A 24,929-nucleotide genomic window follows, 5' to 3' on the forward strand; every position below is an offset into this window, starting at 1 on the left:
TGTCGTGGATCTCAACTACAGATTGGCGCCGACCCCGAAGCGGGGCGGCCGTGCTCGCCGGACGGGGCCTGGGGAGGCCGCCTGGCGTGGTGCGGGTGACCTGCCCGGCTCGCCGCCGCTGCGGTCACGGGTGGCGGACATGGCCACGACCGAGGCGAGGACGGCGAGGAGGCCGATGCCCACCGTGGCGCGGCTCTTCTGCAGGCCCTGACGCTCCGGCCCCATGATGCCGCCGATGGGCTCATACTTGATCATCACCCGGCCGCTGGCCCCCGCGGAGGTCTGCAGGTGCTGGAGTTTCTGGGTGAGAAGTTGGAGCGCCAGATTGAGCGTGTCGATCGACTCTTTGGGGTCGTCGGAGAGGGCCTGCATGGAGGCGTACGGCTGGCCGTACACCGGGAGCTCCTCGTTGCCCCAGTGGGCCACCGCGTAGTGGAAGATCGCGGTGCCTCCCATCGAGCGGAGGTGCTCCTGGGTGCCGGGGTTGTCGAAGAAGCGGGCCGTGGCCAGGGCCATATAGATGTGGTTGTCGGTGAAGTGGCCGTAGACCTCGCCCTGAAAGTGGTTCGTCTTGGTTACGAACGCGACCGTGACCGAACTCTGGTAAAGAGGTGACCTATATCTGACCCACAGCACCGCACAGGCGGCGACCAGGAAGATCAGCGCCAGGCAGCAGCACCGCACAACCACTCGCCTTCGCACCGACACATCGTGGCACAGGCGTATGGAGTTTTGGGACGGGCCTGGTAAAGAAAGCACTCAGAGGAAACACTTGAGGGCGATGACAACGCGCCGAGGTGCTCGGGCGTCCTATCTCGGCGGCTCGGCGGGGTGGGAATCACAGATGTGGCCGGCCGGGCGGGGGTGAAGGGGAACCATGGACCTGCTTGATTCGCTGCGCGCGCTGCTCCGGCGGTGGCCTGTGACGCTGGCATTGCTGGCTGTCACGATCGCGGCGACGGTCGGGGCGCTCATAGCGATTCCCTGGCAGTACGAGTCGAAGGCCACCGTGGTCTTCCTGTCGTCGAGGAAGGGCTCGCAGCCGGTGGGAGGAAACCCCTGGCTGGCGTTCGACGGCTCGCTGACCATCACGGCCGAGGTCATCTCCCGTGGCATGAGCGATGAGCGCACTCTGCAGAAGCTCAAGGACGAGGGCAAGACGGCCGACTTCACCGTGGGCCTCGCGCAGGACTCACGGGGGCCGCTGCTCGACATCACGGCTACCGGGGCCGACCCCAAGGTCGCCCAGGCCACGATGGAGACGCTCGCGACGCTCAGCCAGGAGCGGCTGACCGAGATGCAGCAGAAGTCCTCCATCCTCCCCGACGCGACGATCAGGGCCGAGCTGGTGACCTCCAGCGACAAGGCCGAGCTGACCCCCGAGAAGAAGATCCGCATGCTGGTGATCATCTTCGCGGGCGGCATGCTGCTGACCATCGGCGTGCCGCTGTTCCTGGAGTCGATGGCGCAGAAGCGCCGCCGGGCGTCCCAGCCCGACCTGGTGACCGCGCGGGCGGGGCAGCCCCCGGCGGGTCCCCCCTACCCGCAGCGCATGCAACGTTCCGCGGGCGGCCCTCCGCGTCCGAACGGCGCCGCGCCGCGCAGCAGGCCGCCCGCGCGGGCTCCGAGGCCCATCGAGCCGCCCGAGCCGCGCCTCTACGACCGGCGCACGGGCTCCTCCAAGCACGGTGCGCCTCCCGAGCCCCGCGACCCCTGGGCGAACCCGCCGCGCCCTGAAGACGGCTACAACGCCTCGCTCCCGGCCGTGAAGGTCGAGGACGACCTCTATGTCTGGTCCGACGACAAGGACCGTCCGAGGGGCGCCCCTCCGTCGGGCTCCATGCCCCCGTCGAGGGACTCGGGCAACGGCGCGCGGCGGGGCCAGCCGACGCGCCCGTCCGGGCAGGAGCCCGAGGCCAATCCCGGGCGGCGTTCACGGCCGGCCGCCCCAGGGGCGCGCTCCAACGGCGGGGGTGACTCCGACGACGAGCCGTACGTCGTGTTCGACCCCACCAGGCCAGGTCGGTGACCAGCACGTCGGAGGCCGCGCGGGTTCACCCCCCCACCCGCCGGCCGGCTGAACGTCGGCCCAAGCTGACCAAGGCACGCGTCGACCCAGTAACGATCATGACGTTCTTCCTGATCGTCCTGTTCGTGATGCCGGCCCGGTACGTGGTCGGCCCCCTCGGCGGAGCGGGCTCGCCCTCTTCGATGGTGGCCGTGCTGCTGCTGGTGTGGTACCTGCTGTCCACGCTCTCGCCGCGGTGGACCCCGATCCACGGCCGGCAGCCGGTGCGTGCCGTCATCATCTTCTTCGCCATGGCGGTCCTCGCCAGCTACGTCGCGGCGGCCACCCGGCCACTCTCGGCCGATGAGGTGAACGCCGCCGACCTCGGCCTCGTGCTCGTCGGAGGCTGGGCGGGCATCGCCCTGGTCACCGCCGACGGCGTCAACAGCATGGAGCGGCTGGAGACGCTGCGGCAGCGCATCGTGATGGGGGCCTCGTTCCCCGCCTTCGTCGCGATGATCCAGTTCTTCACCGGCATCGAGGTCACCCGCTACCTGGCCCTGCCCGGCCTCGTCGAGAAGGGGTCGGCCGTGCTGTTCGAGCGCGAGGGCTTCTTCCGCCCGGCCGGCACCGCCACCCACCCCATCGAGCTCGGCGTCGTCCTCGCCGCCGTGCTGCCGCTCGCGCTGCATGGAGCGATCTACTGCCGCATCCCCGAGCAGCGCCGCAAGCGGTGGCTGATGGTCGGGCTGATCGCGAGCGCGCTGCCGATGAGCGTGTCGCGCTCGGCCATCCTCGGCCTGTTCGTCGTGATGGTGGTGCTGCTTCCTACCTGGCCGTCCGAGTGGCGGCTGCGGGCGATCCTGATCTTCGGTGTCGCCTCGATCGTGATGCGCCTGGTGATCCCCGGGCTCATCGGCACCGTGCTGAACCTCGTCTCGGTGATCGGCTCGGACGAGAACTCCACCACGCGCACCGGCGACTACGACGCGGTCGTCCAGGCGGTGACGCAGCGCCCGCTGTTCGGCCAGGGCTTCGCGACCTACCTCCCGCGCATCTATCGCGTGATCGACAACCAGTACCTCATGTCGGCACTGGAGACCGGGCTCGTCGGACTGCTGGCGCTCATCGTGTTCCTGCTGACCGGATGGGTCCTCGCCCGGCAGGCGAGGAAGGCCGCGGCCGACGAGGAGACCCGCCACCTCGCCCAGTGCCTGGCCGCCTCCATGGCGGTCGCCATCTTCGGCTTCGGCACCTTCGACGCCTTCAGCTTCCCCATGATCACCAACGTGATGTTCCTGATCCTCGGCTGCTGCGGCGCCCTGTGGCGCCTCCAGACCCAGCCGGCGCGCGAGCCGTACGAGCCGGGTATCTAGCGAGACCGAAATCTGCGGAATGGCCAGTGGCTCCCGCCTGGCCCAGATATAGACAGTTTAACTGTTCAGTTGAACTGTGTATTCTGGCAGGCGTGGTTGAACTTGCGCATGCGGAGATGGTGGCCGAGGAGCTGCGTACGGCGCTCGGCAGGGTGGTGCGCCGTCTGCGGCGCGAGTCGGGCATGCCGTACCAGCACGCGACGGCGCTGGGGTGGCTCCGGCGCTGCGGGCCCATGACGGCGAGCGCTCTCGCGGCCGCCGAGCACATCACCCCGCAGTCGATGGCGGTCACCCTGGCCGCCCTGCACGAGCAGGGGCTCATCGACCGCGCGCCCGATCCGCACGACCGGCGCCAGATCCTCTGGTCGGTCACTCCGCGCGGGCAGGCGGTCATCGCCGAGCAGCGCGCCCGGCGGGCCCGGTGGCTGGTCACCGCCATCGAGGAGCTCACCGACGAGGACACGTCTCGGTTGCGCGAGGCGGCCGGCCTGCTGAACGACATCATGGACAGGAGTGAGGCAAGTGGCGACTGAACGATCCGGCTCCGAGCTCCAGGCCCCGGCGGAGGGCCGCCGGAGCGAGACCATACGCACCCGCGGCCTGAGGTGAGCGGCGACCGCTATAAGTGGATCGCGCTGTCGAACACTACTTTGGGCGTGCTCATGGCCACGCTGGACGCGTCCATCGTGATCATCTCGCTTCCAGCGATCTTCCGGGGCATCGGCCTCGACCCGCTGGATCCGGGGAACATCGGCTACCTGCTGTGGATGATCCTCGGCTACCTGCTGGTGCAGGCGGTGCTCGTCGTGGCGCTCGGCCGGCTGGGTGACATGTTCGGCAGGGTCCGCCTGTACAACCTCGGCTTCGCGATCTTCAGTGTCGCCTCGCTCGCGCTCTCGGTGGACCCCTTCACCAAGAGCGGCGGAGCGCTCTGGCTGATCGGCTGGCGGTTCGTCCAGGCCTTCGGGGGCGCGATGCTCACCGCCAACTCCGCGGCCATCCTCACCGACGCGTTCCCGGCCTCTCAGCGGGGCATGGCGCTCGGCATCAACCAGGTGACCGCGCTGGCCGGGCAGTTCCTCGGGCTGGTCGCGGGCGGGCTGCTGGCCGTGATCGACTGGCGGGCGGTGTTCTGGGTCAGCGTGCCCTTCGGCGTCCTCGGCACCATCTGGTCGTACCGCAGCCTGCGCGAGGTGGGCAGCCCGAAGAGGGCCCGGGTCGACTGGGCAGGGAACCTGACGTTCGTCGTGGGCACCACCGCGATCCTCGCCGCAATCACCTACGGCATCCAGCCGTACGGAGGGAGCCCGACCGGCTGGGGCAACCCGCTGGTCCTCGGCGGGCTGGGTGTGGGAGTCCTGACGCTCGTCGCCTTCTGCGTGGTCGAGACCAGGGTCGCCGCGCCGATGCTCGACCTGCGGCTGCTGCGGATCAGGTCGTTCATGGCCGGCAACCTCGCCACGCTGCTGACCTCGATCTCGCGGGGCGGGCTGCAGTTCATGCTCATCATCTGGCTGCAGGGCATCTGGCTGCCGCTGCGCGGATATGACTTCGAGGACACCCCGCTCTGGGCGGGCATCTACATCCTCCCGCTCACCGTGGGCTTCCTGATCGCGGGCCCCCTTTCTGGCCACCTGTCCGACCGGTACGGCTCGCGGGTCTTCGCCACCGGCGGGCTGGTGATCACCGCGCTGTCCTTCGTCGGGTTCATGCTGCTGCCCGTGCGCTTCGCCTACCCGCCGTTCGCCCTGTTGCTGCTGGCGTGCGGCATCGGCATGGGGATGTTCTCGGCGCCCAACACCTCCTCCATCATGAGCAGCGTGCCGCCCGGCCAGCGGGGGGTCGCGTCGGGCATGCGGGCCACCTTCCAGAACTCCGGCAGTGCCCTTTCCATCGGCGTCTTCTTCTCCCTCATGATCGCCGGGCTGGCCGGCACGCTGCCGGGGGCACTCGCCTCGGGCCTGGAGAGCCACGGCGTGCCCGCCTCGGCCGCCGCCCACGTGGCGAGCCTGCCGCCGGTGAGTACGCTGTTCGCGGCCTTCCTCGGCGACAACCCGATCGGCCACCTGCTCTCCTCGACCGGCGTGATGGGCACGCTGCCGGCACACGACGTGGCGGTTCTCACCGGGAAGCGGTTCTTCCCTGAGCTGATCTCCGGTCCGTTCCACCATGGGCTGGTAACGGTGTTCATCAGCGCCGCGGTGATGGCCACCATCGCCGCCGCGGCCTCCGCCCTGCGCGGCGGCCGCTACACGTATACAGAACAGGCTCCTGTGGAGCACAAGGAGGCACGGATTTGAACGACGCGATGTGGGCCGGCACGGTCTCTGTCACGGGCCACGACCAGGCCGAGCTGGAGGCCTATCTGGCCCGGCCGCTCGGCGACGACCCGCGCGGCGGCGTGGTGGTGGTCCACCACCTCCCGGGATACGACGAGGCGACCAAGGACATCGTCCGGAAGTTCGCGGCGAACGGCTACGCGGCGATCTGCCCGAACCTGTACTCGCGGGAGGGCGCCGGGGTCAGCCCCGACGACCAGGCCGCCGCCGCGCGGGCGAAGGGCGGTGTCCCGGACGAGCAGCTCGTCGGCGACGTCGCAGGGGCCGCCGCGTACCTCAACTCACTCGACCACGCCAACGGCAAGATCGGCGTGATCGGCTACTGCTCGGGCGGGCGGCAGGCGTTCCTGGTGGCCTGCTCGCTTCAGATCGACGCGGCGGTGGACTGTTACGGCGCCTTCGTGGTGAACAACCCGCCCGCGGAGTTCCCGCTCAAGGCCACGCCGCTGATCTCCAAGGCGCCCGGCCTGTCCTGCCCGCTGCTCGGGCTGTTCGGCGAGCAGGACTCCTATCCGGGGCCGGAGGAGGTCGCGGTGCTGGCCGCCGAGCTGGAGAAGCTCGGCAAGGACCACGAGTTCCACACCTTCGCGGACGCGGGGCACGGGTTCTTCTCCGTCGACCGGCCCGCCTACCGCCCGGCCGCCGCGACGGAGGGCTGGAAGAAGATCTTCGACTTCTACGGCCGCCACCTCGGCGCCTGACAGGAGAGCCCATCATGTGCACGTATCTCACCGAGAAGATCGAGCTCGACGGCGCCGGCAAGGGCGCCACAGGCTGGTTCACGGTCAGCGAGGGCCTGGTCTACGTCGACCACCCTTTCCACGCCTGCCACGAGCACACGGTGAACATCGACTTCACCAACCCGGCCGAGGGCCCCTCGGCCCGGGTGGCGGTCGAACTCACCGAGGAGTCGGCCCTCGCCCTGGTAGAAGCCATCCAGAAGGCCCTAGCCGCAGCCCCACCCGGCCTCGCCTCCGGCCGTGGCGCGAGCGTCACAGCCGGCTGAGGACCTTGGCGAGGGTCTCGGCGACCTGTTCCTGTTGGGTGGCTGTCAGGTGGGGGTGCATGGGGAGCGAGAGGATCTCGTTCGCCGCCCTCTCCGTCACCGGGAAGTCGCCGGGGCCGTGGCCGAGGTGGCGGAAGGCCGGCTGGAGGTGGACCGGCACCGGGTAGTGGATCTGGGCCTGCACTCCCGCCTCCTGCAGACCGGCCAGCACCTTGTCGCGCTCGGGCACCCGGATCACGTAAAGGTGCCAGACATGGACGTTGCCCGGCGCCGTGCGCGGCAGCCGTACCCCGTCGATGTCGGACAGGAGCGCCTCGTAGCGGTTGGCCGCCGCGCGGCGCAGCTCGTTCCAGCGGGCCAGGCGCTTGAGCTTGGCCCGCAGCACCACCGCCTGGAGGGTGTCCAGCCGGGAGTTGAAGCCGAGCGTCTCGTGCTGGTACTTGACCTCGCTGCCGTGGCTGGTCAGCAGCCGCACCGCGCGGGCCAGCCCAGGTGAGGAGGTGAGCACGGCCCCTGCCTCGCCGTACGCGCCGAGGTTCTTGCCAGGGTAGAAGCTGGTCGCGGCGAGGCCGACCGGCGGGCGCCCCTGCTGGCCTGAGCCCTGCGACTGCGCGGCGTCCTCGACGACGGCGAGGCCGTGCCGCTCGGCGAGCCGGTGCACGGCGGCCATGGGGGCCTGCTGGCCGTACAGGTGGACCGGGAGGATCGCCGCCGTGCCGGGACCCGCGGCGATGGCCGCGGACTCGGGGTCCAGCAGGAGGTGGTCGTCGTCGCAGTCGGCCAGCACCGGCCGCAGGCCGGCTCGTACGACGGCCTCGGCGGTGGCGACGAACGTGTTCGCGGGGAGCACGGCCCCCGAGCCGGGTGGCAGGTCGAGCGCGCGCAGGGCCAGTTCGATGGCGTCGGTGCCGTTGCCCGCGCCCACGCAGTGCGGCACGTCCGAGAAGGCGGCGAACTCCTCCTCGAAGGCGGCGACGTCCGGCCCCTGGACGAAGGCGGTGTTCTGGAGCACCCGGTCGAAGCCCTGGAGCACCTCCTCGGCCACCTCGGCATGGGCGGCTTTCAGATCGACGAACGGGATCATGCCAGTGCTCCATCATCAACGGTGCTTGAACGGATAAAACGGGCGGGGACGCCGGCCCAGACCTCACGGGCCGGGATGTCCCGGATGACCACGGAGCCCATGCCGACGAGGGCGTAGGAGCCGATGGTGAGGGTCTCGCGCACGAGGGCGCCTGAGCCGATGTAGGCCCCGCGCCCGACGTGGACGCCCCCGGCCAGCCGGGCGCCCGCGGTCAGTGTGGCGAAGTCGCCGACCACGTCGTCGTGGGTGAGCGTCACGTGGGGCATCACGCTCACGTGCGCCCCCACCGTGACCGAGGCGGTCAGCACCACCTGGGCCAGCACGATCGATCCGGGGCCGATCGTGGAGGACCGGGACACGCTCGCGGTGGGGTGTACCAGGGTCGCGTACCGCTCCGGCGGCAGGCCGAGACGGGCGACGATGCGCGCGCGGCTGGCGTAGTCGCGGGAGTTCCCCGTGCAGACCACGATCCGCGCGTCGCGCTTCACCGCCTCGTCGGCCCCTCCCAGTACGGGAATGCCGTCCACGACGGTGCCGTGCTTGGCCGGATCGTCGTCCAGGAAGCCGAGCGGCTCCCAGGTGGGGGAGACGTCGTTGATCGCGTGGACGAGCTGGGCGGTCTCGCGGGCGAAACCGCCGGCTCCGACGATCAGCAGGGGGGTCATGTCGCCTCCTTCACGCTTCGCAGGACATGCCGGTTGCGGTAGCCGTACAGCGCCGCCGCCCCGACGCCCGCCAGTCCGGCGACGGCCAGGGCGAGCAGGTCGACCGGTATCACGCGTACGACCAGCGTGCTGGCTCCGAACACCGCGAGCGCGGTGAGCGCGCCCGGCAGGAACCTGCCGAGCAGGGCCAGCGAGCCGACGCCCGTGCGGCCCACCTGGTAGACGTAGGCCGGGATCACCACCAGGACCGAGACCGCGACGAGCGCGATCGGCGCTCCCGGCAGCCCGCCCACCTGGATGCCGGTGTAGACCGCCGGGGCCACGGCGCAGAGCCACAGGACCTGGATGCCGAAGACGGCCCGTGAGCGCTCCAGCACCACCAGGTAGTCGTACATGAGCTCCGACAGGATGCGCAGGCTCGCGAACACGCCGAGCCAGACCAGCACCTCCGCCGCCGGCTCCCACTGCGCGCCGTACACGAACCGGATCAGCGCGGGAGCGCTGCCGCTGAGCAGCAGGCACACGGGCGCGGTGAGCCCCACCAGCAGGCCCGCCGTGGTGAGGAAGGCACGGTTCAGGGCCGGCCTGTCGTGCTGGAGCCGGGCGAACGCGGCCGGGGCCACGGCCCGCACCGGCTGGGAGAACACCGTGATCGGCCACCCGGACAGGTTGAACGCGATGCCGTAGAAGCCGAGGGCGACCGGGCCGAGCAGGTGCCCCACCAAGATCTGGTCGACGTACCCCGCGGCGAATACGACCAGCGAGGACCCGGCCAGCGGTATCCCGAACCGCAGCAGCCGCCGGGCCACCTCCCGGTCGAAACCGAAGCGAAGCCGGTGGGGAGCGAACACCACGCAGAGCAGGCCGCCCGCCAGCGATCCGCAGACGCGGCCCACCGCCAGGCTCATGGCACCCCAGCCGAGCAGTGCCAGCACGAGGGACACCACCGCGCCGAGCCAGTTGTCGACCTGGTCCACGATCACCTTGCGGCCCTGCATGAACTCCCGTTGCATGAGCGCGGCCGAGGTCGAGACGATGCCGTTGACGAGCACGCTCAGCCCGAGCACCCGTACCGGCCCGGTCGCCGCCGGGTTGCCCATGGCCTCGGCGAACGCGGGAGCGGCGAGCATCACGGCGACGCAGGCGACGAGGCTGGACGCCGTGGCCATCGTGGTCACCGTGGGGACGATGCGCCGGGGGTCGTCCGGCCAGCGCACCACGGCGAGGCTGACCCCCAGCTCGTTCATGCTGAGCATGGCGAGCAACGCCACGAGGGCGACGGCGTAGGTGCCGAACTCGAGGGGCCCGAGCACCCGGGCGAGCACGATGCCGATGGCCATCGTGCCGAACCGGGCGCTGATGGTGCTGAGCACGCTCCATCCCACGGCCCGGCCCGCCCGCGCCTTCAGCGAGGGATCTCCCGGTTCGGTGGACGTGGGCGGGGAACCGGTCACCCGCGCTCCTTGGCGACCGCGTTGAAGTCGTCACGTGAGTGCGTACCGCGCAGCCGCTGGTAACGGCGGCGCAGCTTGTAGGCCGCCACGCCTTGGGCGGTGCCGAGCGCGTCACGGGCGGAGGGGAGCTCCGTGAGCGCCTGTTCGTAGATGTCCACCTGGACCCGCGCGGCGCCCTCCAGGCTGAACCGCTCGACCACGAGGTCCCTGCCGTGCCGGCCCAGCTTGCCGCGGAGTCCGGGGTCGTCGTACAGCTTCCGCACGGCCGCCTCGAACCGGGCGGCTCCCTCCTGCCGCCCGGCGCCGAGGCCGTACCAGCCCTGGTCGAGGAAGAACGGCTCGGTGTCCGGGGTGAGCAGCTCGAAGAAGCCGTGCTCGCCCTGGACGATCAGCGGTTTGGCGAACGCCAGGGAGCGCAGCGCCGAGCCGCCCATGCCGAGGCAGACCGTGGCGGCGGCGTAGGCGGGGCGCGGGTCGGCCAGCTCACCGGTGAGCACCACCACCCGGCGGCCCGCCGCCGAGTTGGCCGCCGCGGCGTGCTCCTCGACCTGCGCGCGGGCCGTGCCGTCGCCCACCACGATCAGCCGCAGGTCGAGGTCGGCGGCGAGCCGGCCCACGGTGTCGATGGCGGTGAGTATGCCTTCCAGCTTCAGCTCGGGCACCAGCCTGCAGACCACCACGATGTCCAGCGGGCCGGGCGCCAGGCCGTACTTCTCCCGGAACTCGCCCACCGGGTGGTCGGGCGCGTTGGCGGAGACGTCCACGGGGGGCTCGATCAGGTGGACGCGGCGGTAATGGGGCGAGGTGCGTTCCTGGATCTCCCGCGTGCCGACCACCAGGGTGAGCGACGGCGGCAGGAAGGGCGCGACCACCAGGGACATGATCGTGCAGACGGCCGTGACCGGACGGCCGTCCGCCGCGGACCCGCGCAGGGCCGTGTAGTACGCCTCGACGCCGGGCGGCCACTCGTAGCCGTGGACCACGTCGATCCCACGGGACTCCACCATGGACCGCAGCAGGCGGACGGTGGTCCGCGACGGGCGGCGCCGGTGCAGGTCCAGCTCGTGGTGCTCCAGGCCGGCCGCCTTGACATAGCTCACGAGCGGGCCCGGCTCGCTGACCACGATGACCTCGTGGCCGAGTCGCTGGACCGCCGAGGCCAGCTCCACGGCGTTGAGCTGGCTGCCGCCGACCTCCATCGAGTGGGGGTAGACCAGGATGCGACGTGTCATCAGGATCGCACCGGGCTCCCCGCCGCGGCCGCGTGCACCGCGTCGGCCACCTGGTTCTGCTCGGCCTCGGTCATGGTGTGGAACAGCGGCAGGATGAGCGACCTGGCGGTCAGCCACTCGGTGGCGGGCAGCTCGGCGTTGGACATGCCCGCGTAGGCCGGCTCCAGGTGGGCGGCCATGATCCCGCGCCGCGCCGACACGCCGCGCTCGGCCAGGAAGGTCATCAGCTCGTCGCGGCCGAGCGGGAAGTCGTCCGGCAGCGCCATCCAGAAGGACTGGTAGTTCGTCCTGCCGTGCTCGGGGTCGGTGACCATGCGCAGTCCGGGGATGTCGCCGAGCAGCTCGTGGTAACGGGCCGCCAGCGCGCGCCGCCGCTCGATCAGCTCGCCGAGCTTGCCGAGCTGGACCAGCCCGACCGCCGCCTGCAGGTCGGTCATGCGGTAGTTGAACCCCACCTCGAGGTACTGCTCGGGGGTGGTGACGCCCTTGGCGTGGCGCTCGGCGGCGCTGACGCTCATGCCGTGCTCGCGCAGCCGGCGGGCGCGGGCGGCCAGATCGGCGTCCTCCATCGTGATCATGCCGCCCTCGCCGGTGGTCAGCAGCTTGCGCGGGTGGAACGACCAGGCGGAGAGCGGTGACCCCGCGCCGACCGGCCGGCCCTTGTAGACCGATCCCGCGGCGCAGGCGGCGTCCTCGACGATGATCAGCCCGGGGTGCGCCGTACGGACCTCGTCGACGTCGGCGGGCACGCCCGCCTGGTGGACGAGGATCACCGCGCGGGTGCGGGGAGTGAGGACGGCCTCGATGGTCTTGGCGGTGAGGTTGCCGGTCGCCGGGTCGATGTCGGCGAACACCGGGTCGGCGCCCGCGTGCCGCACGACGTTCGCCGTGGCGATGAACGACAGCGACGGCACCACCACCTCGTCACCGGGGCCGATGCCGGCCAGCACCAGCGAGAGGTGCAGCGCCGTCGTGCAGGAGGAGACGGCGACGCCGTGTCCCGCCTGGACGTGCTCGGCGAAGCCCCGCTCGAACTCCGCGACCCGGGGCCCCTGCGCGACCCAGCCCGAAGAGATCACCTCGGACACCGCCGCCTGCTCCTCGGGTCCGAGCCATGGCCGCATTACCGGGATCATCGCCCGGCCACCTCCTTTGACGCCTGTGACGTCGAGTCGATGCCGAGCAGCTCCGCGATGAGGCGGACCCGCTCGTTCCAGTCGTGCAGTGCGGCGAACGCCCTGCGACGGCCCGCGAGCGTGGCGGTGCGCGCCGTCGCCAGCTCGGCCGTCACGGCTCCGGCGAACGCCTCCGGGCCGCCCTCGGTGGAGGTCGTCCTGATCAGGTCTCCGGCGTCCAGCCAGTGGGTGGCGGGCAGGTCCGTCGAGACCACCCCGCGTCCGGCCGCGAGGTATTCCAGCGTCTTCAGCGGGAAGCTCGCCCGGTTGAAGGCGCTGTCGGTGTACGGCGTGAGCCCCACGTCGATCACCCGCAGGTAGGACCGCAGGCTCTCGTACGGCTTGCGACCCACCCAGTACACCCCGGGGCGGTTCACCAATGCGGGGAAACGCTCGGGTTCGTATCGTTCGGACCTCGGGCCGACCAGCACCAGCGGGTGGCCGGCGTCGGCGACCGCTTCGAGCAGGGCGATGTCGATCCGCCCATTGATGTGGCCCACGAACCCCGCCACCGGGGTCCCGGCGAGCTCGGCGGGCAGGTCCTCGGGCCAGGGGGCGGCGTCCAGGTCGGCGTAGGCGCCGCTGTCGCAGCCGTTCGGCACCAGCGTGGCCGCACGGCCCATCGACCCGGCCCGGGACACGAGGCCGGGCGAGACCACCGCGATGCGGTCGGCCCGCGCGGCCATCCGCGCCTCGGTGCGGGCGAGCTGCCCGGGGGCCATGCCGATGAGCGACGCCCCGGCGGTCAGGTCGTCGGTGATGTAGCGAAGCGTGCGGGCGCCAGGGGCGGCCCCGAGGATGTCGATGCTGCCCGACGCGATCACGGCGGTGACCCGGCGTCCGAGCGTGCGGGCGGCCCGGCGTACGGCCCGGCGGGCCAGCGCCGCAGTGATCCGGTCCATGCCGGGCCGGTAGCCCCCGGGAGGGGCCGCCGGGGTGAGCCTCCACAGCCCCTTGCGGACCGTGGACAGCTCGCCGCGCCGGGCGCCGCTGAGCATCGACCGGGGCGGATCGACGTACAGCACGTCCACAAGGCCGCCGAGCCGGTCCGCCATCTGCTGGTCGGTGCCCTTGACGCCGTCGTAGGCCGTTCCGCCCGCGTAGACGATCAGCCCGTTCACCGGTCCCTCTCGGCGCGCCACCAGGTCACCAGGCGGCGCAGGCCCTCCTCCAGGTCGACCTCCGCCTTCCAGCCGAGCCGCTCGGCCGCGGCGCCGACGTCGGCCAGGCGGCGGGTCACGCCCTTGACCCCCGAGCGGGCCGGGCCGTACTCCACGCCGAGGTCGCTCGCGCCCATGACGGACATCAGGGCTTCGGCCAGCCCCACCAGGCTGGTCTCGGTGGCGCTGGCGATGTTGAAGACCTCGTCGGTGGCGTCGCCCGCCGCCGCCAGCAGGTTGGCGCGGGCGATGTCCTCGGTGTAGACGAAGTCCATGGTCTGCAGGCCGTCGCCCAGGATCAGGGGAGGCTGCCCCGACTCGATGCGCTCCATCCAGCGGATCAGCACCTCGGTGTAGAGGCCGTGGATGTCCATGCGGGGGCCGTACACGTTGAAGTAGCGCAGCGCCACGTAGTCGAGCCCGCGCATGGCGTGGAAGCTGCGCAGCAGACCCTCGTTGAACGTCTTGGCCGCGCCGTACAGGGTGTCGTTGTCGTACGGGTGGTGGTCCTCACGCGTGGGGAACTCCGTGGCCAGGCCGTACACCGAGGCGGACGACGCCGCGACCACCTTGCGCACGCCGGCGTCCGCCGCGGCCTCCACGACCTCGTAGGTGCCGTCCACCAGCACTTCGAGGGCGAGACGTGGCTCCTCGGCGCACTGGGTGATGCGGATGGCGGCCTGGTGGAACACCAGGTCCATGCCCTGGGTGACCGACCGCACGAGGGCGGTGTCACGGATGTCGCCCTCCACCACGCGCAGGCGCCCGCCGGCCGCCTCCTCGGCCTTGGCGAGGTTCTCGCGCCGGCCTCGGACGAAGTTGTCCAGCACCACCACCTCGCCCGCGCCCGCGGCGAGCAACTGGTCCACGATGGTCGAGCCGATCGTGCCGGCCCCCCCGGTCACCAGGCAGCGACTGTCATTGATCATCGAGTGGATCCCCCAAGGTCGATTCTTCTGCCGTCATTTTGGATGCTTTCCCCCGCCGCTTCCAGGAGAGCGAGCACACGCAGCCCCGAGCGGCCGTCGGTCAGGGGGGCGCGCTTCTCTCCGATCGCGGCGGCGAACTCGCCCATCACGCCGCGAAGGGCCTCGCGCTCCGGAAGGGCGGGTACGACGACGTCACCTGTCCGATAGGAGATGAGGGCCGCCCGGCGCACGTCCTCCCCGGCCGTCGACAGGTCGACCCCCCGGTCGTACACCGCGAGGCGCTGGGCCGGGTTGACGTCGTCCCACACGATCGTGCGGCGCGAGCCGCCGATCACGGTCGTGCGGATCTTGGTGGGGCTGAGCCAGTTCACGTGGACGTGCGCGATGGCGCCCGACGACAGCCACAGGGTCAGGTACGCCAGGCACGGGCGCCCCGCCCCGATCGGGTCGGAGGTGTGCGCGGCGACCGCGACCGGGGTCACGCCCTCGGGCAGCACGAAGTCGAGGATCGACAGGTCGTGCGGCGCGAGGTCCCACAGCACGTCCACGTCCGGCTGGACCAGGCCGAGGTTGATGCGGACCGAGTCGACGAACTGCACGTCGCCGAGCTCGCCCGACGCGATGAGGTCCCTGATGCGGCGGACGACGGGCGTGTAGCAGAAGGTGTGGTCGAGCATGAGCACCCGCTCCTTCTCCTCCGCCAGGGCGACGAGCTTGGCGCCCTCCGCGTAGGTGGGAGTGAGCGGCTTCTCCACCAGCACGTGCTTGCCGGCGGAGAGGGCGGCGTGGACCAGGTCGAAGTGGGTGCGGGCCGGAGTGGCGATGGCCACCGCGTCCACCGCCGGGTCCGCCAGCACCTGATCGAACGAGGTCGTCGGCCTTACCGTGGTGTAACGGCCCAGCACCGCTTTCGCCCGGTCCTCATCCAGATCGCACAGCCATTCCAGGCGAAGCTCCGGGGTGGCCATCGCGTTGCGCACGAGGTTGGGACCCCAGTAGCCCGCACCGATCACGGCAAGGCCGATCGACGACACTCGGATTTCCTTTCGTCTGCCGGGTGGTCAGCGCACCCGGGTCAGGGCGTCAGCTGGACGGGGTGAACCGCACGTCCACCCAGTAGTTGTCGCCGTTGTAGCTGGCGGTCGGGAAGCCGGACGATGAACCGTACCGGTACACTCCGTTGCCGCCCGCCGGGCCGCCATTGGCCACGGCGTGCAGCGGGGAGTTGTCGTAGGAGCCGGAGTTGAAGTAGCCGGTGTCGCCCGCGTAGTGCCCGTTGGGCGCGAGGTACGAAGCCACGTACACCTGGCCGGCGGTGACGCTGACGGGGGTGGCGAACGTCAGATCCTGCCAGCCGACGGCCGTCTCGTTGGTGAACGTGCCGGTCGCCAGCAGGGTACCGGTGGAGCTCCAGAGGTTGCCGACGTGGGTGCCGGTGTTCTGGGCGCTCTTGTAGAACCGGATGCCGGTGATCGTGCCGTCCATCTCGGCGGTGAACTTCACACCCAGCTCGACCGAGCTGGAGTCGTTGTTCGAGGCGTTGACCGGTGCCGAGTTGCTCGCCCAGATCGAGCAGGGGCAACTCGCCGCGCCGCCGGTGGTGAACGACCACGTGGTCGTCGTCATGACGTTGTCGGCGTCGTCCTTGCCGCCGCTCACCGAGACGTTGTACGTGGTGCTCTGCGCCAGCGGGTTGTCCGGCGTGAAGGTGAGCAGCGTGCGCGCCTGGTTGAGCGACACGCTGCCGGCCACCGTCTGGTTCGCCTGGTTCTTCACGGTGACCACGGCCGAGTTCTCCTGGATCGGCTCGCTGAACGTCGCCGTGACCGCGGTGCCGGTGGCCACGCCGACGCCGCCGTGATCGGGGGACTTGGCGGTGATCGACGGCGGCGTGGAGTCGGCGACCTTGGTGAACGACACGTCCACCCAGTAGTTGGTCGAGTCCCACGAGTCCGTGGGGAACGCCCGCGCGCCGTACTTGTAGAGGCCGTTGCCGCCGCTCGTCCCGCTCGCCAGCGTGCGCAGCGGGGAGGCGACCACGGCCGAGGCGAGCCCCTGCGGGGTGGACCCGTAGCGGCCGTTCGGCGCGTGGTAGGACGCGACGTAGGTGGTGTTCCTGGTGACCGGCACCGGGTTGGAGAACAGCACCTCCTGCCAGCCCAGGCTGTACTCGCCGGTGAAGCTCGCCGTGGCCAGCTCCTGGCCGGACGACGACCACAACGTGCCGGTGTGCGTCCCGGTGTTGCCGGGACCCTTGTAGAACCGGATGCCGTTGACGAAGCCGTCCACGTCGGTCTGGAACTTCACGCCCAGCTCCACCGAGCCGGTGTCGTTGGCGCTCGGCACGGCGGGGACGGTGCCGTCCGGCCAGAGGCCGCACGGGCACACGCCGGGCGTCGAGGCCCTGGCCGTGGTGAAGGTGAAGGTGTACGGCTGCGCCATGGTGTTGCCCGCGTCGTCCTTGGCCCCCGAGACCGTGACGGTGAACGGCTCACCCGCCGCGAGTGGCGCGGCCGGCGCGAAGGTGAGCGTCGTGCGTCCGGCGTCCAGGGACGCCGTGCCTGCCACGGTCGCGTTCGTGGAGTCCTTCACCGTGAACGTCGCGGTGCCGGCCTGGACGGGCTCACCGAAGGTCACCTGCGGCTGGACGGTCTTGGACACGCTGGCGGAGCCGGGCACCGGCACCGCCGACGTCACGGCCGGCGGGTAGATGTCCTTGATCGTGAAGACGACGTCCACGTAGTAGTTGCCGCCGGAGTAGGTCTGGTTGGGGAAGCCCGCGCCCACGCGGTAGACGCCGTTGCCCGCGGTTTCGGTGGCCATCGGCGCGGTCAACGGCGCGTTGACCTTGGACTGGTAGCGGAAGTAGTTCGCGTCGCCGGCGTAGTGGCCGTTCGGCGCGTAGTAGGAGGCGATGTAGTCGGTGTCGGCCGAGATGTGCACCGGGGAGTTGAAGGTCAGCGTCTGCCAGTTCCCGGCGGCCGTCTCGCCGGTGAAGGTGCCGGTGGCCAGCTGGGCGCCGCTGGTCGTCCACAGCGTGCCGGTGTGCGTGCCGGTGTTGCCCGTTCCCTTGTAGAACTTCACCCCGGTCACGTAGCCGCTCACGGAGGAGCGGAAGCGGACCCCGAGCTCCACCGCGCTCGAGTCGTTCTCGGACGGGTTGCTCGGGACGACGGACGGGCCGAACAGGCTGCACGGGCATTCGACGGTGACGTTCCTCGACGCCTCCGCGCCGACGTTGCCGCTGTCGTCGGCCGCGCGGGCCTTGATCGTCGTCGCGCCGACGCCGGAGACCTTCCACGAGTACGTCCAGCTCGCCCGGCCACTGGCCGGGTGCCAGGTCGTGCCGCCGTCGGTCGAGACCTCCACCGCGCCGACCTGCCCGCCGCTGTCCGCGGCCGTGCCGCTGATGGTGACGGTCGAGCCGTTGGTGACGGTGGCGTTCACGGCGGGAGCGCCGATCGTGACCGTCGGCGCGGTGGTGTCGGTCGACTTGGTGGCGGCGCTCAGCCCCGACTGCAGGGACTTGGGCTGCACGGCCATGTCGGCGAACAGGTTCACCGTCGCCTGCTTGATGCGGGTGTCGCTGTAGTCCGTCTGGTTGTAGCTGTCGTGCTCGCCGTCGAGACCCCAGGTCCACTGCACCGTGCCCGCGCCGAACACCAGGGCGCCGCTCGGCGCGCGGTACAGGGTCATGCGGTGGGTCGCGCTCTTCTGGGCGACGTTCGTGCCGTAGTCGACGAGCACCTGCTCGGCCGTGGCCGTGGTCGTGGAGAGCGGCACGAGGCCCTTCGGCCGGAAGCCGTTGTCGACGTCCTCATCCCACTCGTAACCGACGAGCCCGGGGATGCTGACCGATCCGGAGAACTGGCTCGCCACCGAGGTGCCGCGCCAGAAGCGCATCTTGCCGTCGGCGGCGGGCACGGTCAGCGAGGTGGCCGCGCAACCGTCGTTCGACGTCGTGCAGTTGACCGTGAACAGGGTGCCGGTGAGGGCGTTCTCCGGCCGGCCGCCGTCGGCGGGCGGGCTGAAGCGCGGGTCGCGCCAGGTGCCCGTCCAGACGTTCGGCGTCGGGTCGGTCTTGGCGTTCGCGTTGGTCTCCTTGTACGAGACCAGCGTGCGGTAGCTGTTCTCCCACCGGGTCTTCCAGTACACCTCGTTGCCGCTGAAGAAGGCGAGGTTGACGCCGTTGTCGCGGGCGTTCTCGAAGGCGGAGCGCTCTTCGGCGGACCAGTACTCGTCGTGGCCCACCGACAGCACCGCCTTGTGGGCGAGAAGCGTGGACGGCGCCCGCGCCGCGTCCAGTGACGACATGTACGACACGTTGTAGCCGTTGGCCTCGAGCCAGCGGACCATGGGGTACTCGTTGGCGAACACGAAGTCGCGGCCCCAGGGCGTCGTCTCCCGGGTGTTGAACGGCCGGTTGTAGCTCACCTTGGCCGCCCGCCCCGGCGCGACGACGCTGTCACCGCGATAGAGGCTGTTCAGCATCTTGTTGGGGTTGTTCTCGGTGGCCGGGATGTCACCCCAGGAGTTGTACGCCTGCCAGGTGGTGTCGGAGGTCCTGAACAGCACGTCGGAGGTGCCGGCGTCGTTGCGGACGACGAAGATGATGTGGGTGTCGTCGTCGGTGTCCGTACGGATGACGTGCGCGAAGTAGATGCCCGAGACCGCGGTGGTGGGAACGGTCCAGCTCGCGACAGTGCCCCAGTTGCAGGCCACCTCGCCGGTGGTGGTGTTCTCCGGGCAGCTCGGCTGGTTGCGGGACACCGAGGTGGTCGCCGGAACCGAGATGATCTTCCGGGCGCCGTTGCCCTGGTAGTAGCCCATCCGGTAGATGTCCACCTGCAGGTTCAGCGCGGTGGACCGCACCTTGAAGTTCACCGTCTGGCCGAGATTGACGCTCATCTGGTCGCCGTAGCCCTCGACGGTCCCGTGCGGGGTCGTGTCCCACTCCGTCTGGGGGTTACCGGCGAGGCTGTTCTCACATGTGATCGCGTTTCCCCCCGCGTCGCAGGGGCCCGCGGCTACGGCGGGGTTCGTTGGCGCTGACAGAAGGGCTGCCAGGCAGGCCATCGCCGTGGCGACGGCGTACTTCGATGAGCGCACGGCTCTGTGCCAGATCACTGACGCTCCAACGTGGAGAAGGACGTTCTAGAAACCCCGAGAGGTCACGCTGAAGCGTGGAACCATCCAAAAGACGCGGTTGGGGCGCATGTGGTTTACGTGACGGGGGTACCAAAGCCGCGCTCCTGGCGGCCGACCCGCCGCCCGGGCGGGATGCCGCCGGTTTGTGGCACTCTGTGGCCCGTGAATCCCATGGGCATCTCAGGCACTTACGTGTTCACGCCGGCCATCCACGGGGACGAGAGGGGAACGTTCCTGGAGTGGTTCCGCGAGGACCACCTGGCCGGCGCGGCCGGGCACCCCTTCCGGCTAGCGCAGGCCAACTGCTCGATCTCCCGCAAGGGCACCGTGCGCGGGGTCCATTTCGCGGACGTGCCGCCCGGCCAGGCGAAGTACGTCACGTGCGTGAGCGGCTCGGTGCTGGACGTGGTGGTGGACATCCGCACCGGTTCACCGACGTTCGGTCAATGGGAGGCCGTCGAGCTCGACGACCGGAGCCGTAAAGGGATCTATGTCGGCGAGGGTCTCGGCCATGCGTTCATGGCGCTCAGCGAGGAGGCCACGGTGGTCTACCTGTGTTCCGAGCCGTACACCCCGGCCAGGGAACACGGCATCCATCCGCTCGACCCCGATCTCGGCATCGCCTGGCCCGCGGATATCGAGCCACTGCTCTCCCCGAAAGACGCCGCGGCGCTCACCCTGGCCGAGGCGCTGGACAAGCGACTGCTGCCCCGTTACGACGACTGCCTCGCCTACTACGCGCACCTGCGCGAACGGGTGGAGCCTCCGGCGAGCCGGCAGGGGTGACCATAAGTCCGCCCTATACCACGCGTTTTGGCTGCTATGAAACGTCGATTCTGTTGGCAGAATCTCTGTTTCAATGCCGAATGGTCGGCATTAACAGCTAAAAAATGGCATTCAGGTTGTCTCATCGTTTCCCAACCGCAACAATAGCCTCGCACTGAAACATGATCGGAGTCCGGCGCCCGCGCCGGAGGTGGAGGCTTGTGCCAGTGAGCAATCGACGGCATGCGGATGGACCGCGCGCGCAGCGCAGGTCCGCATCCGCCGCGGCTCGACGTGCCCGATCCCCTCGGCTACCCCTGCTGGGACGGCTGTCGCTTCTGGCCGCGGTCGCGGTCATAGGGGCGACCGTGACGGTCGTGGTCATCAACCGGGACGAGGCGCCGGTCGCGGCCCCGAAATCCACCCCCGTGGCGGCCGAGGTCACGCTGGAGTCCAGCCTCTGGAAGTCGCAGAAGGTGGTCAAGGGCAAGACGCAGTCCGAGAAGACCCCCCTGGAGCTCGGCACGCGCTTCACGGCGAGCCGCAACGGCGAGGTCGCGGGCGTGCGCTTCTACAAGCCGGCTTCCGAGCGCGGCACGCATCGTGGCAGCCTGTGGGACTCCGACAAGAAGCTGCTGGCCCACGTGACCTTCACCGGCGAGAGCCGCAGCGGCTGGCAGGAGGCTCTGTTCTCGAGCCCGGTGCCCATCGTCGCCGGGCGGGTCTACACCGTGTCCTACCACACGGGCAACGGCGGTTACGTCGCCCAGCGGGGTGCCTTCGCCAAGCCGGTCAGGGTGGGCCCGCTGACCGCGGAGGAAGGGGTCTTCTCCGCTACCGAGAAGGCCGCCTTCCCGTCCCGCCGGCACCGCGCGAGGATCAACTACTACGTAGACGTGATCTTCCGGCACCGCGAACGCCGGAGCCTGCCCGCTCCGACGAATGGGCCTGAGGGCGGTTCCGCGCCTTCGCCCAGCGTGGTGCCCACGGTGTCGACCGGGCCCGAGACCTCCCTCACCCCGACCCCGACCGCGTCGGGGCAGCCGTCCGGCGGCGTGGAGGTCACCCCGACGCCGACCGAGAGCACCGCTCCGAGCCCGACGCCGACTCGCACGACGACGCACTCCCCGACTCCGAAGCCTCCCACCGAGACGCCGACCACCAAGCCCTCGCCGACGACCCCGAAGCCGTCGCTCACCCTCGACCCGACGAGGCAGCCGACGGTGGCCCCCACGTCCCAGCCGACCGCCCCCGGCGGTTCCTGGCCGAACGGTTCCAACACCGGGGTGCCCTCCGGGGTGAAGCTCACCCAGAGCAAGTCGATCACCGTCACCAAGGACGGCACGGTCATCGACGGCATGGAGGTGCAGGGTGAGATCAACGTCGACGCCGACAACGTGACCATCCGCAACACCCGCCTCGCCGCCGCTCCCGGCGACTGGGGCATCATCCAGCGGCAGGGTCGCAGCGGTCTCACCGTCGAGAACAGCGAGGTCTTCGGCAACGGCAAGCAGCGGACGCAGTTCGGCATCCTCAACCAGGGTGGCGACCTGACCGTCCGGCGGGTCGACATCCACACCATCAGCAACGGCATCCTGACCGAGCAGGGCCTCATCGAGGACTCCTACATCCACGATCCGGTCTACTACTCCGGCGACCACACGGACATGATCATGTGCACCAGCGGTCCGCCGTCCGGTGCCAAGCTGGTGATCCGCGGCAACACGGTGATCAACACGCTCGACCAGACCGGCGCCATCGCGCTGTTCCAGGACTTCGGCGTGGTGCGCAACGTGACGGTCGAGGCCAACTTCCTGGCCGGTGGCGGCTACGCGCTCTACGGCGGGGCCGGCGCCAAGGGCACCTCGTCCAACATCAAGGTCGTCAACAACGTCTTCAGCCGCAAGGTCTGGGCCAAGGGCGGGCAGAACGGCCCGGTGGCCTACTGGGACAAGGGCGGGTCGGGCAACGAGTGGAAGGGCAACGTCTGGGACGACGGCAAGGCCGTCCCCGAGGGCGGCTGACCGGCTCGACCGGCGAGACGAGCTGAAGGCGATCTGAAACAGAGATCGCGGGAAAAGGGAAAGGCGCCGGAAACCCCGGCGCCTTTCGCTATTAGGCGCTGACGGCGATGACGGATTTCACCAGGCCGCCGAGCCGCTCGAAGCGGATTTCCGAGGAGGAGAAGTAGTGCCGCATCTCGGTGATGCTGAGCAACTCCACCTCCATGACGATGTTGCGCGCCGCCTCGCGGTCGGACGTGGGCGTGTGCACGAGAGGCCAGCGGCGGAGCAGAGCGGTGCGCGCGGCGATCGGGAGGTACTGGAACCCGGGGAACAGGAAGTGCGGTTCCACGGGGAAGTAGCGGTAGGGCGTCTGCACCCAGTGACGCTCCGCCAGACCGTGGACGGCGTCGGCGAACATCTGACGGCGCAGATGCCCCCCGACGTGCTCGATCACCGCGTTCGAGAACACCAGGTCGTACTTGGTGGCGAGGATGCCCGCCGGAAGCTCGCAGGCGTCGGCCACGTCGGCCTTCAGCCACCCCGGGAGGTCGGTCGGGGGCTTTTCGAGGTTGACGATCTGCACGTGGGCGGGCCGTACCGGAGCCCGGAGCCAGGCACTGGCCGTGCCGCCGAGGTCGATCACCGACATGTTCTCCAGGCCGGGAAAGCTCTGCGCGAACCAGTTCCAGCGGCGGGCCCGTGCCTTGGCGCCGAGGGAGTCGGGCGAGTCGACGAAGCGGCCGCGTAACGCGCTGAGACGGCTCATCGTCCCACCTCGACCGTTTCGGAGTGGGTGCGACACCTGGTGACCATTGTTCTCCCGCTTCTCGGCACGTTCCAACGAGACCGCCCAACTATGGCAGACGCCATGTGATCGTGCGGTGCAGTGACTTCATTCGATAGCGCACTGAAATCATGAGATGACGCGTTAGGCGCATTGTGAAAACGCAATTCCAGAACTCCTACGTTGTGCGCGGCCGGGGATTCTCACGCCTCCAGCGGCTCGACCCGCAGCGGCAGCGTTCCCCCCTCGACGCACTTCCCGGTCGTGGCCTCCCACTTCCAGTGGTGCCGGGGGCATTCGATGACGCCGTCGCAGACGATGGCGTGGGTGAGGTCCTCACCGGCGTGCGGGCAGAACCGCTGCATCCGAAGCCCGTCGCGCTCGATGGTCTCGGTGTTCTGCCGCTCCCGGAGCATCTGCATGGTCTGCACGGGCTGCTGGCCGTAGCGCAGCAGGCTCATGAAGGTCAGGTCGAACACGTCCGGCTCCCGGTGGAGCCCCACGCGCATCGACAGCAGGGCCTCCTCCCAGCCGGTGCGCTCCTCGATGATCGCCCGCATCGTCCGGGGGCACAGGAGGAGGGTGTACTCCGGGTCGTACGGCTCCTCGCCCTCGATGACGAACCGCTCGGCCAGGCGCCCCAGCCGTACGTCCCACATGCGACCGTCGGCGACAAGGCGGATGTCCTTCGCGAAGTCGCCCAGGAAGCGCTTGTTCCAGCTCTGCAGCTTGGCGAAGTAGGACTCGATCTCCTCGGCGGTCACCGGCTCCGCGGGCTCGTCGTAGAACGCGCTCCACTCGTCACGGCGCCGCTCGCGGTAGGCGGCGAGGTCCTCGGAGGTCCGCGCGCCGGGCGCGCGTTCCACCGCTCGTGACCCGTCGAGCCGGACGGTGTCGCCGGGGAACAGTCGTAGCACCTCGACGCCGGGACATGCCTCGGCGAACTGGCCGGCGACGTCCTCCCACTGCGGGAAGATCGTCGCGTCGCGGTCGTTGTACGGCGCGAGGACGGGGTCGAGGAAGCAGGCCGGTCCCGCGGAGGGCAGGTAGGCCGTGGCCCCGGTGATCCGCACCTTGCGGTAAAGCGTGTCGAGCAGGTCGCCGCGGACGGCGTCCACCTTCTTGCGCATCACGTCAGGCGGATAGTCGTAGCAGTTGGGGTACCACATCGCCCCGGAGTACTGCGCGGCGAGCAGGTCGATGTCGCCGGGCAGCTCCGACATCGGGGTGTTGCAGTCGTTCAGGTCGAGGAAGCGGAAGCCGCCGAGGTCGAGCAGGAGCCCGCTGTCCTCCTTGTGGCTGGTGTCGAGGTACATCGTGACGGTGAAGCCGGGCGCGAGGTCCAGGGACTCCTTGTGGTCGAGCGCCACGATGTTCTCGTAACCCAGCGCCGTGAAGCGCCTGACCATGATCTTCGAGCGGTACCTCGGGACGATCACGGTGATCGACTTGTCCAGGGTGCTGAGCAGGCGTTCGTCGTAGTGGTCCTCGTGGGCGTGCGACACGTACAGGTAGTCGAAACGCTCGCCGCGCACCACGTCGACCAGATCCCGGTTGTCGGGATAGGGGAACCACGAGTGCAGGAACGCCGGGTAGAACCAGGGATCCACGAGCAGCCGCACACCGTTGTGCTCGGCGACGAAACCGGCGTGACCCAGATAGCGCAGCGCGGTCTGAGAACTGTCGCGGTACAGATCCAAAGGTGAGTCCCTTCGCGGAGATCGACACTGGCCCGGCCCGGCTCACCGCCGCGCGGCGGCGGCGTCGGAGCACGCCCTCGACGCCGCCAGGAATAGGA

At 70.1% G+C, this 24,929-nt stretch carries 20 protein-coding genes; 8 read left to right on the forward strand and 12 right to left on the reverse strand.

Features of this window, described 5'->3' with window-relative positions; translation table 11 throughout:
- Nucleotides 1-15: 15 nt before the first annotated feature.
- On the reverse strand, nucleotides 16-702 hold the full coding sequence (locus tag ACOZ38_RS03055) for a hypothetical protein (protein WP_424528693.1): 687 nt from the start codon (nucleotides 700-702) through the stop codon (nucleotides 16-18).
- Nucleotides 703-877: 175 nt separating this feature from the next.
- On the opposite strand from ACOZ38_RS03055, the gene ACOZ38_RS03060 reads away from it, so the two are divergent.
- From ACOZ38_RS03060 to ACOZ38_RS03085, 6 genes are all read left to right on the forward strand, one after another.
- Nucleotides 878-2,029, forward strand: a complete 1,152-nt coding sequence (locus ACOZ38_RS03060) for a hypothetical protein (RefSeq protein ID WP_424528694.1) — start codon at nucleotides 878-880, stop codon at nucleotides 2,027-2,029.
- A gap of 98 nt (nucleotides 2,030-2,127) precedes the next feature.
- Nucleotides 2,128-3,384 (forward strand): O-antigen ligase family protein, encoded by a 1,257-nt coding sequence (locus ACOZ38_RS03065; protein WP_424528695.1) that lies wholly within the window; start codon nucleotides 2,128-2,130, stop codon nucleotides 3,382-3,384.
- 92 nt (nucleotides 3,385-3,476) lie between these two features.
- Entirely contained in the window at nucleotides 3,477-3,917 is a 441-nt protein-coding gene (locus ACOZ38_RS03070; RefSeq protein WP_424528696.1) for a MarR family winged helix-turn-helix transcriptional regulator, read from the forward strand.
- Nucleotides 3,918-3,989: 72 nt separating this feature from the next.
- Nucleotides 3,990-5,684, forward strand: coding sequence for an MFS transporter (locus ACOZ38_RS03075; RefSeq protein WP_424528697.1), 1,695 nt, complete (start codon nucleotides 3,990-3,992; stop codon nucleotides 5,682-5,684).
- Nucleotides 5,681-6,424 carry a dienelactone hydrolase family protein gene (locus tag ACOZ38_RS03080; protein WP_424528698.1) on the forward strand — a complete coding sequence of 248 codons (744 nt, stop codon included), beginning with the start codon at nucleotides 5,681-5,683 and terminating at the stop codon, nucleotides 6,422-6,424. The genes ACOZ38_RS03075 and ACOZ38_RS03080 overlap by 4 nt, the downstream gene beginning before the upstream one ends.
- A 14-nt stretch (nucleotides 6,425-6,438) precedes the next feature.
- On the forward strand, nucleotides 6,439-6,729 hold the full coding sequence (locus ACOZ38_RS03085; protein ID WP_424528699.1) for a DUF6295 family protein: 291 nt from the start codon (nucleotides 6,439-6,441) through the stop codon (nucleotides 6,727-6,729).
- Here the strand turns inward: ACOZ38_RS03085 and ACOZ38_RS03090 are convergent.
- The 9 genes from ACOZ38_RS03090 to ACOZ38_RS03130 are packed head-to-tail and all read right to left on the reverse strand — an operon-like array spanning nucleotide 6,716 to nucleotide 19,555.
- Nucleotides 6,716-7,813, reverse strand: coding sequence for a DegT/DnrJ/EryC1/StrS family aminotransferase (locus ACOZ38_RS03090; protein WP_424528700.1), 1,098 nt, complete (start codon nucleotides 7,811-7,813; stop codon nucleotides 6,716-6,718). The two genes, ACOZ38_RS03085 and ACOZ38_RS03090, sit on opposite strands and share 14 nt — an antisense overlap.
- Complete coding sequence (locus ACOZ38_RS03095) at nucleotides 7,810-8,478, reverse strand: acetyltransferase (protein WP_424528701.1); 669 nt, start codon at nucleotides 8,476-8,478, stop codon at nucleotides 7,810-7,812. Before ACOZ38_RS03095 ends, ACOZ38_RS03090 begins: the two co-directional genes overlap by 4 nt.
- Entirely contained in the window at nucleotides 8,475-9,932 is a 1,458-nt protein-coding gene (locus ACOZ38_RS03100; protein ID WP_424528702.1) for a lipopolysaccharide biosynthesis protein, read from the reverse strand. The genes ACOZ38_RS03095 and ACOZ38_RS03100 overlap by 4 nt, the downstream gene beginning before the upstream one ends.
- A complete protein-coding gene (locus tag ACOZ38_RS03105) occupies nucleotides 9,929-11,164 on the reverse strand; it encodes a glycosyltransferase family 4 protein (RefSeq protein WP_424528703.1) in 1,236 nt (411 codons plus the stop codon). The genes ACOZ38_RS03100 and ACOZ38_RS03105 overlap by 4 nt, the downstream gene beginning before the upstream one ends.
- Entirely contained in the window at nucleotides 11,164-12,300 is a 1,137-nt protein-coding gene (locus ACOZ38_RS03110; protein ID WP_424528704.1) for a DegT/DnrJ/EryC1/StrS family aminotransferase, read from the reverse strand. Before ACOZ38_RS03110 ends, ACOZ38_RS03105 begins: the two co-directional genes overlap by 1 nt.
- Nucleotides 12,297-13,481 (reverse strand): glycosyltransferase, encoded by a 1,185-nt coding sequence (locus tag ACOZ38_RS03115; RefSeq protein WP_424528705.1) that lies wholly within the window; start codon nucleotides 13,479-13,481, stop codon nucleotides 12,297-12,299. Before ACOZ38_RS03115 ends, ACOZ38_RS03110 begins: the two co-directional genes overlap by 4 nt.
- A complete protein-coding gene (locus tag ACOZ38_RS03120) occupies nucleotides 13,457-14,428 on the reverse strand; it encodes an NAD-dependent epimerase/dehydratase family protein (RefSeq protein ID WP_424528706.1) in 972 nt (323 codons plus the stop codon). Before ACOZ38_RS03120 ends, ACOZ38_RS03115 begins: the two co-directional genes overlap by 25 nt.
- Complete coding sequence (locus tag ACOZ38_RS03125; RefSeq protein WP_424528707.1) at nucleotides 14,425-15,462, reverse strand: Gfo/Idh/MocA family protein; 1,038 nt, start codon at nucleotides 15,460-15,462, stop codon at nucleotides 14,425-14,427. Before ACOZ38_RS03125 ends, ACOZ38_RS03120 begins: the two co-directional genes overlap by 4 nt.
- 49 nt (nucleotides 15,463-15,511) lie before the next feature.
- Nucleotides 15,512-19,555 (reverse strand): DUF4082 domain-containing protein, encoded by a 4,044-nt coding sequence (locus ACOZ38_RS03130; protein WP_424528708.1) that lies wholly within the window; start codon nucleotides 19,553-19,555, stop codon nucleotides 15,512-15,514.
- 192 nt (nucleotides 19,556-19,747) lie between these two features.
- Here ACOZ38_RS03130 and rfbC point away from each other — a divergent pair, with 192 nt between their 5' ends.
- Nucleotides 19,748-20,362, forward strand: a complete 615-nt coding sequence (gene rfbC, locus ACOZ38_RS03135) for a dTDP-4-dehydrorhamnose 3,5-epimerase (protein ID WP_424536950.1) — start codon at nucleotides 19,748-19,750, stop codon at nucleotides 20,360-20,362.
- A 347-nt stretch (nucleotides 20,363-20,709) separates the two neighbouring features.
- On the forward strand, nucleotides 20,710-22,365 hold the full coding sequence (locus ACOZ38_RS03140; RefSeq protein ID WP_424528709.1) for a DUF4082 domain-containing protein: 1,656 nt from the start codon (nucleotides 20,710-20,712) through the stop codon (nucleotides 22,363-22,365).
- A 91-nt stretch (nucleotides 22,366-22,456) separates the two neighbouring features.
- Here the strand turns inward: ACOZ38_RS03140 and ACOZ38_RS03145 are convergent, their stop codons facing one another.
- On the reverse strand, nucleotides 22,457-23,113 hold the full coding sequence (locus ACOZ38_RS03145; RefSeq protein ID WP_405143785.1) for a hypothetical protein: 657 nt from the start codon (nucleotides 23,111-23,113) through the stop codon (nucleotides 22,457-22,459).
- 221 nt (nucleotides 23,114-23,334) lie between these two features.
- A complete protein-coding gene (locus ACOZ38_RS03150) occupies nucleotides 23,335-24,831 on the reverse strand; it encodes an MBL fold metallo-hydrolase (RefSeq protein ID WP_424528710.1) in 1,497 nt (498 codons plus the stop codon).
- Nucleotides 24,832-24,929 lie beyond the last annotated feature (98 nt).

This window comes from Sphaerisporangium viridialbum (assembly GCF_049674955.1).
In the GTDB taxonomy this organism is placed as follows: domain Bacteria; phylum Actinomycetota; class Actinomycetes; order Streptosporangiales; family Streptosporangiaceae; genus Sphaerisporangium; species Sphaerisporangium viridialbum.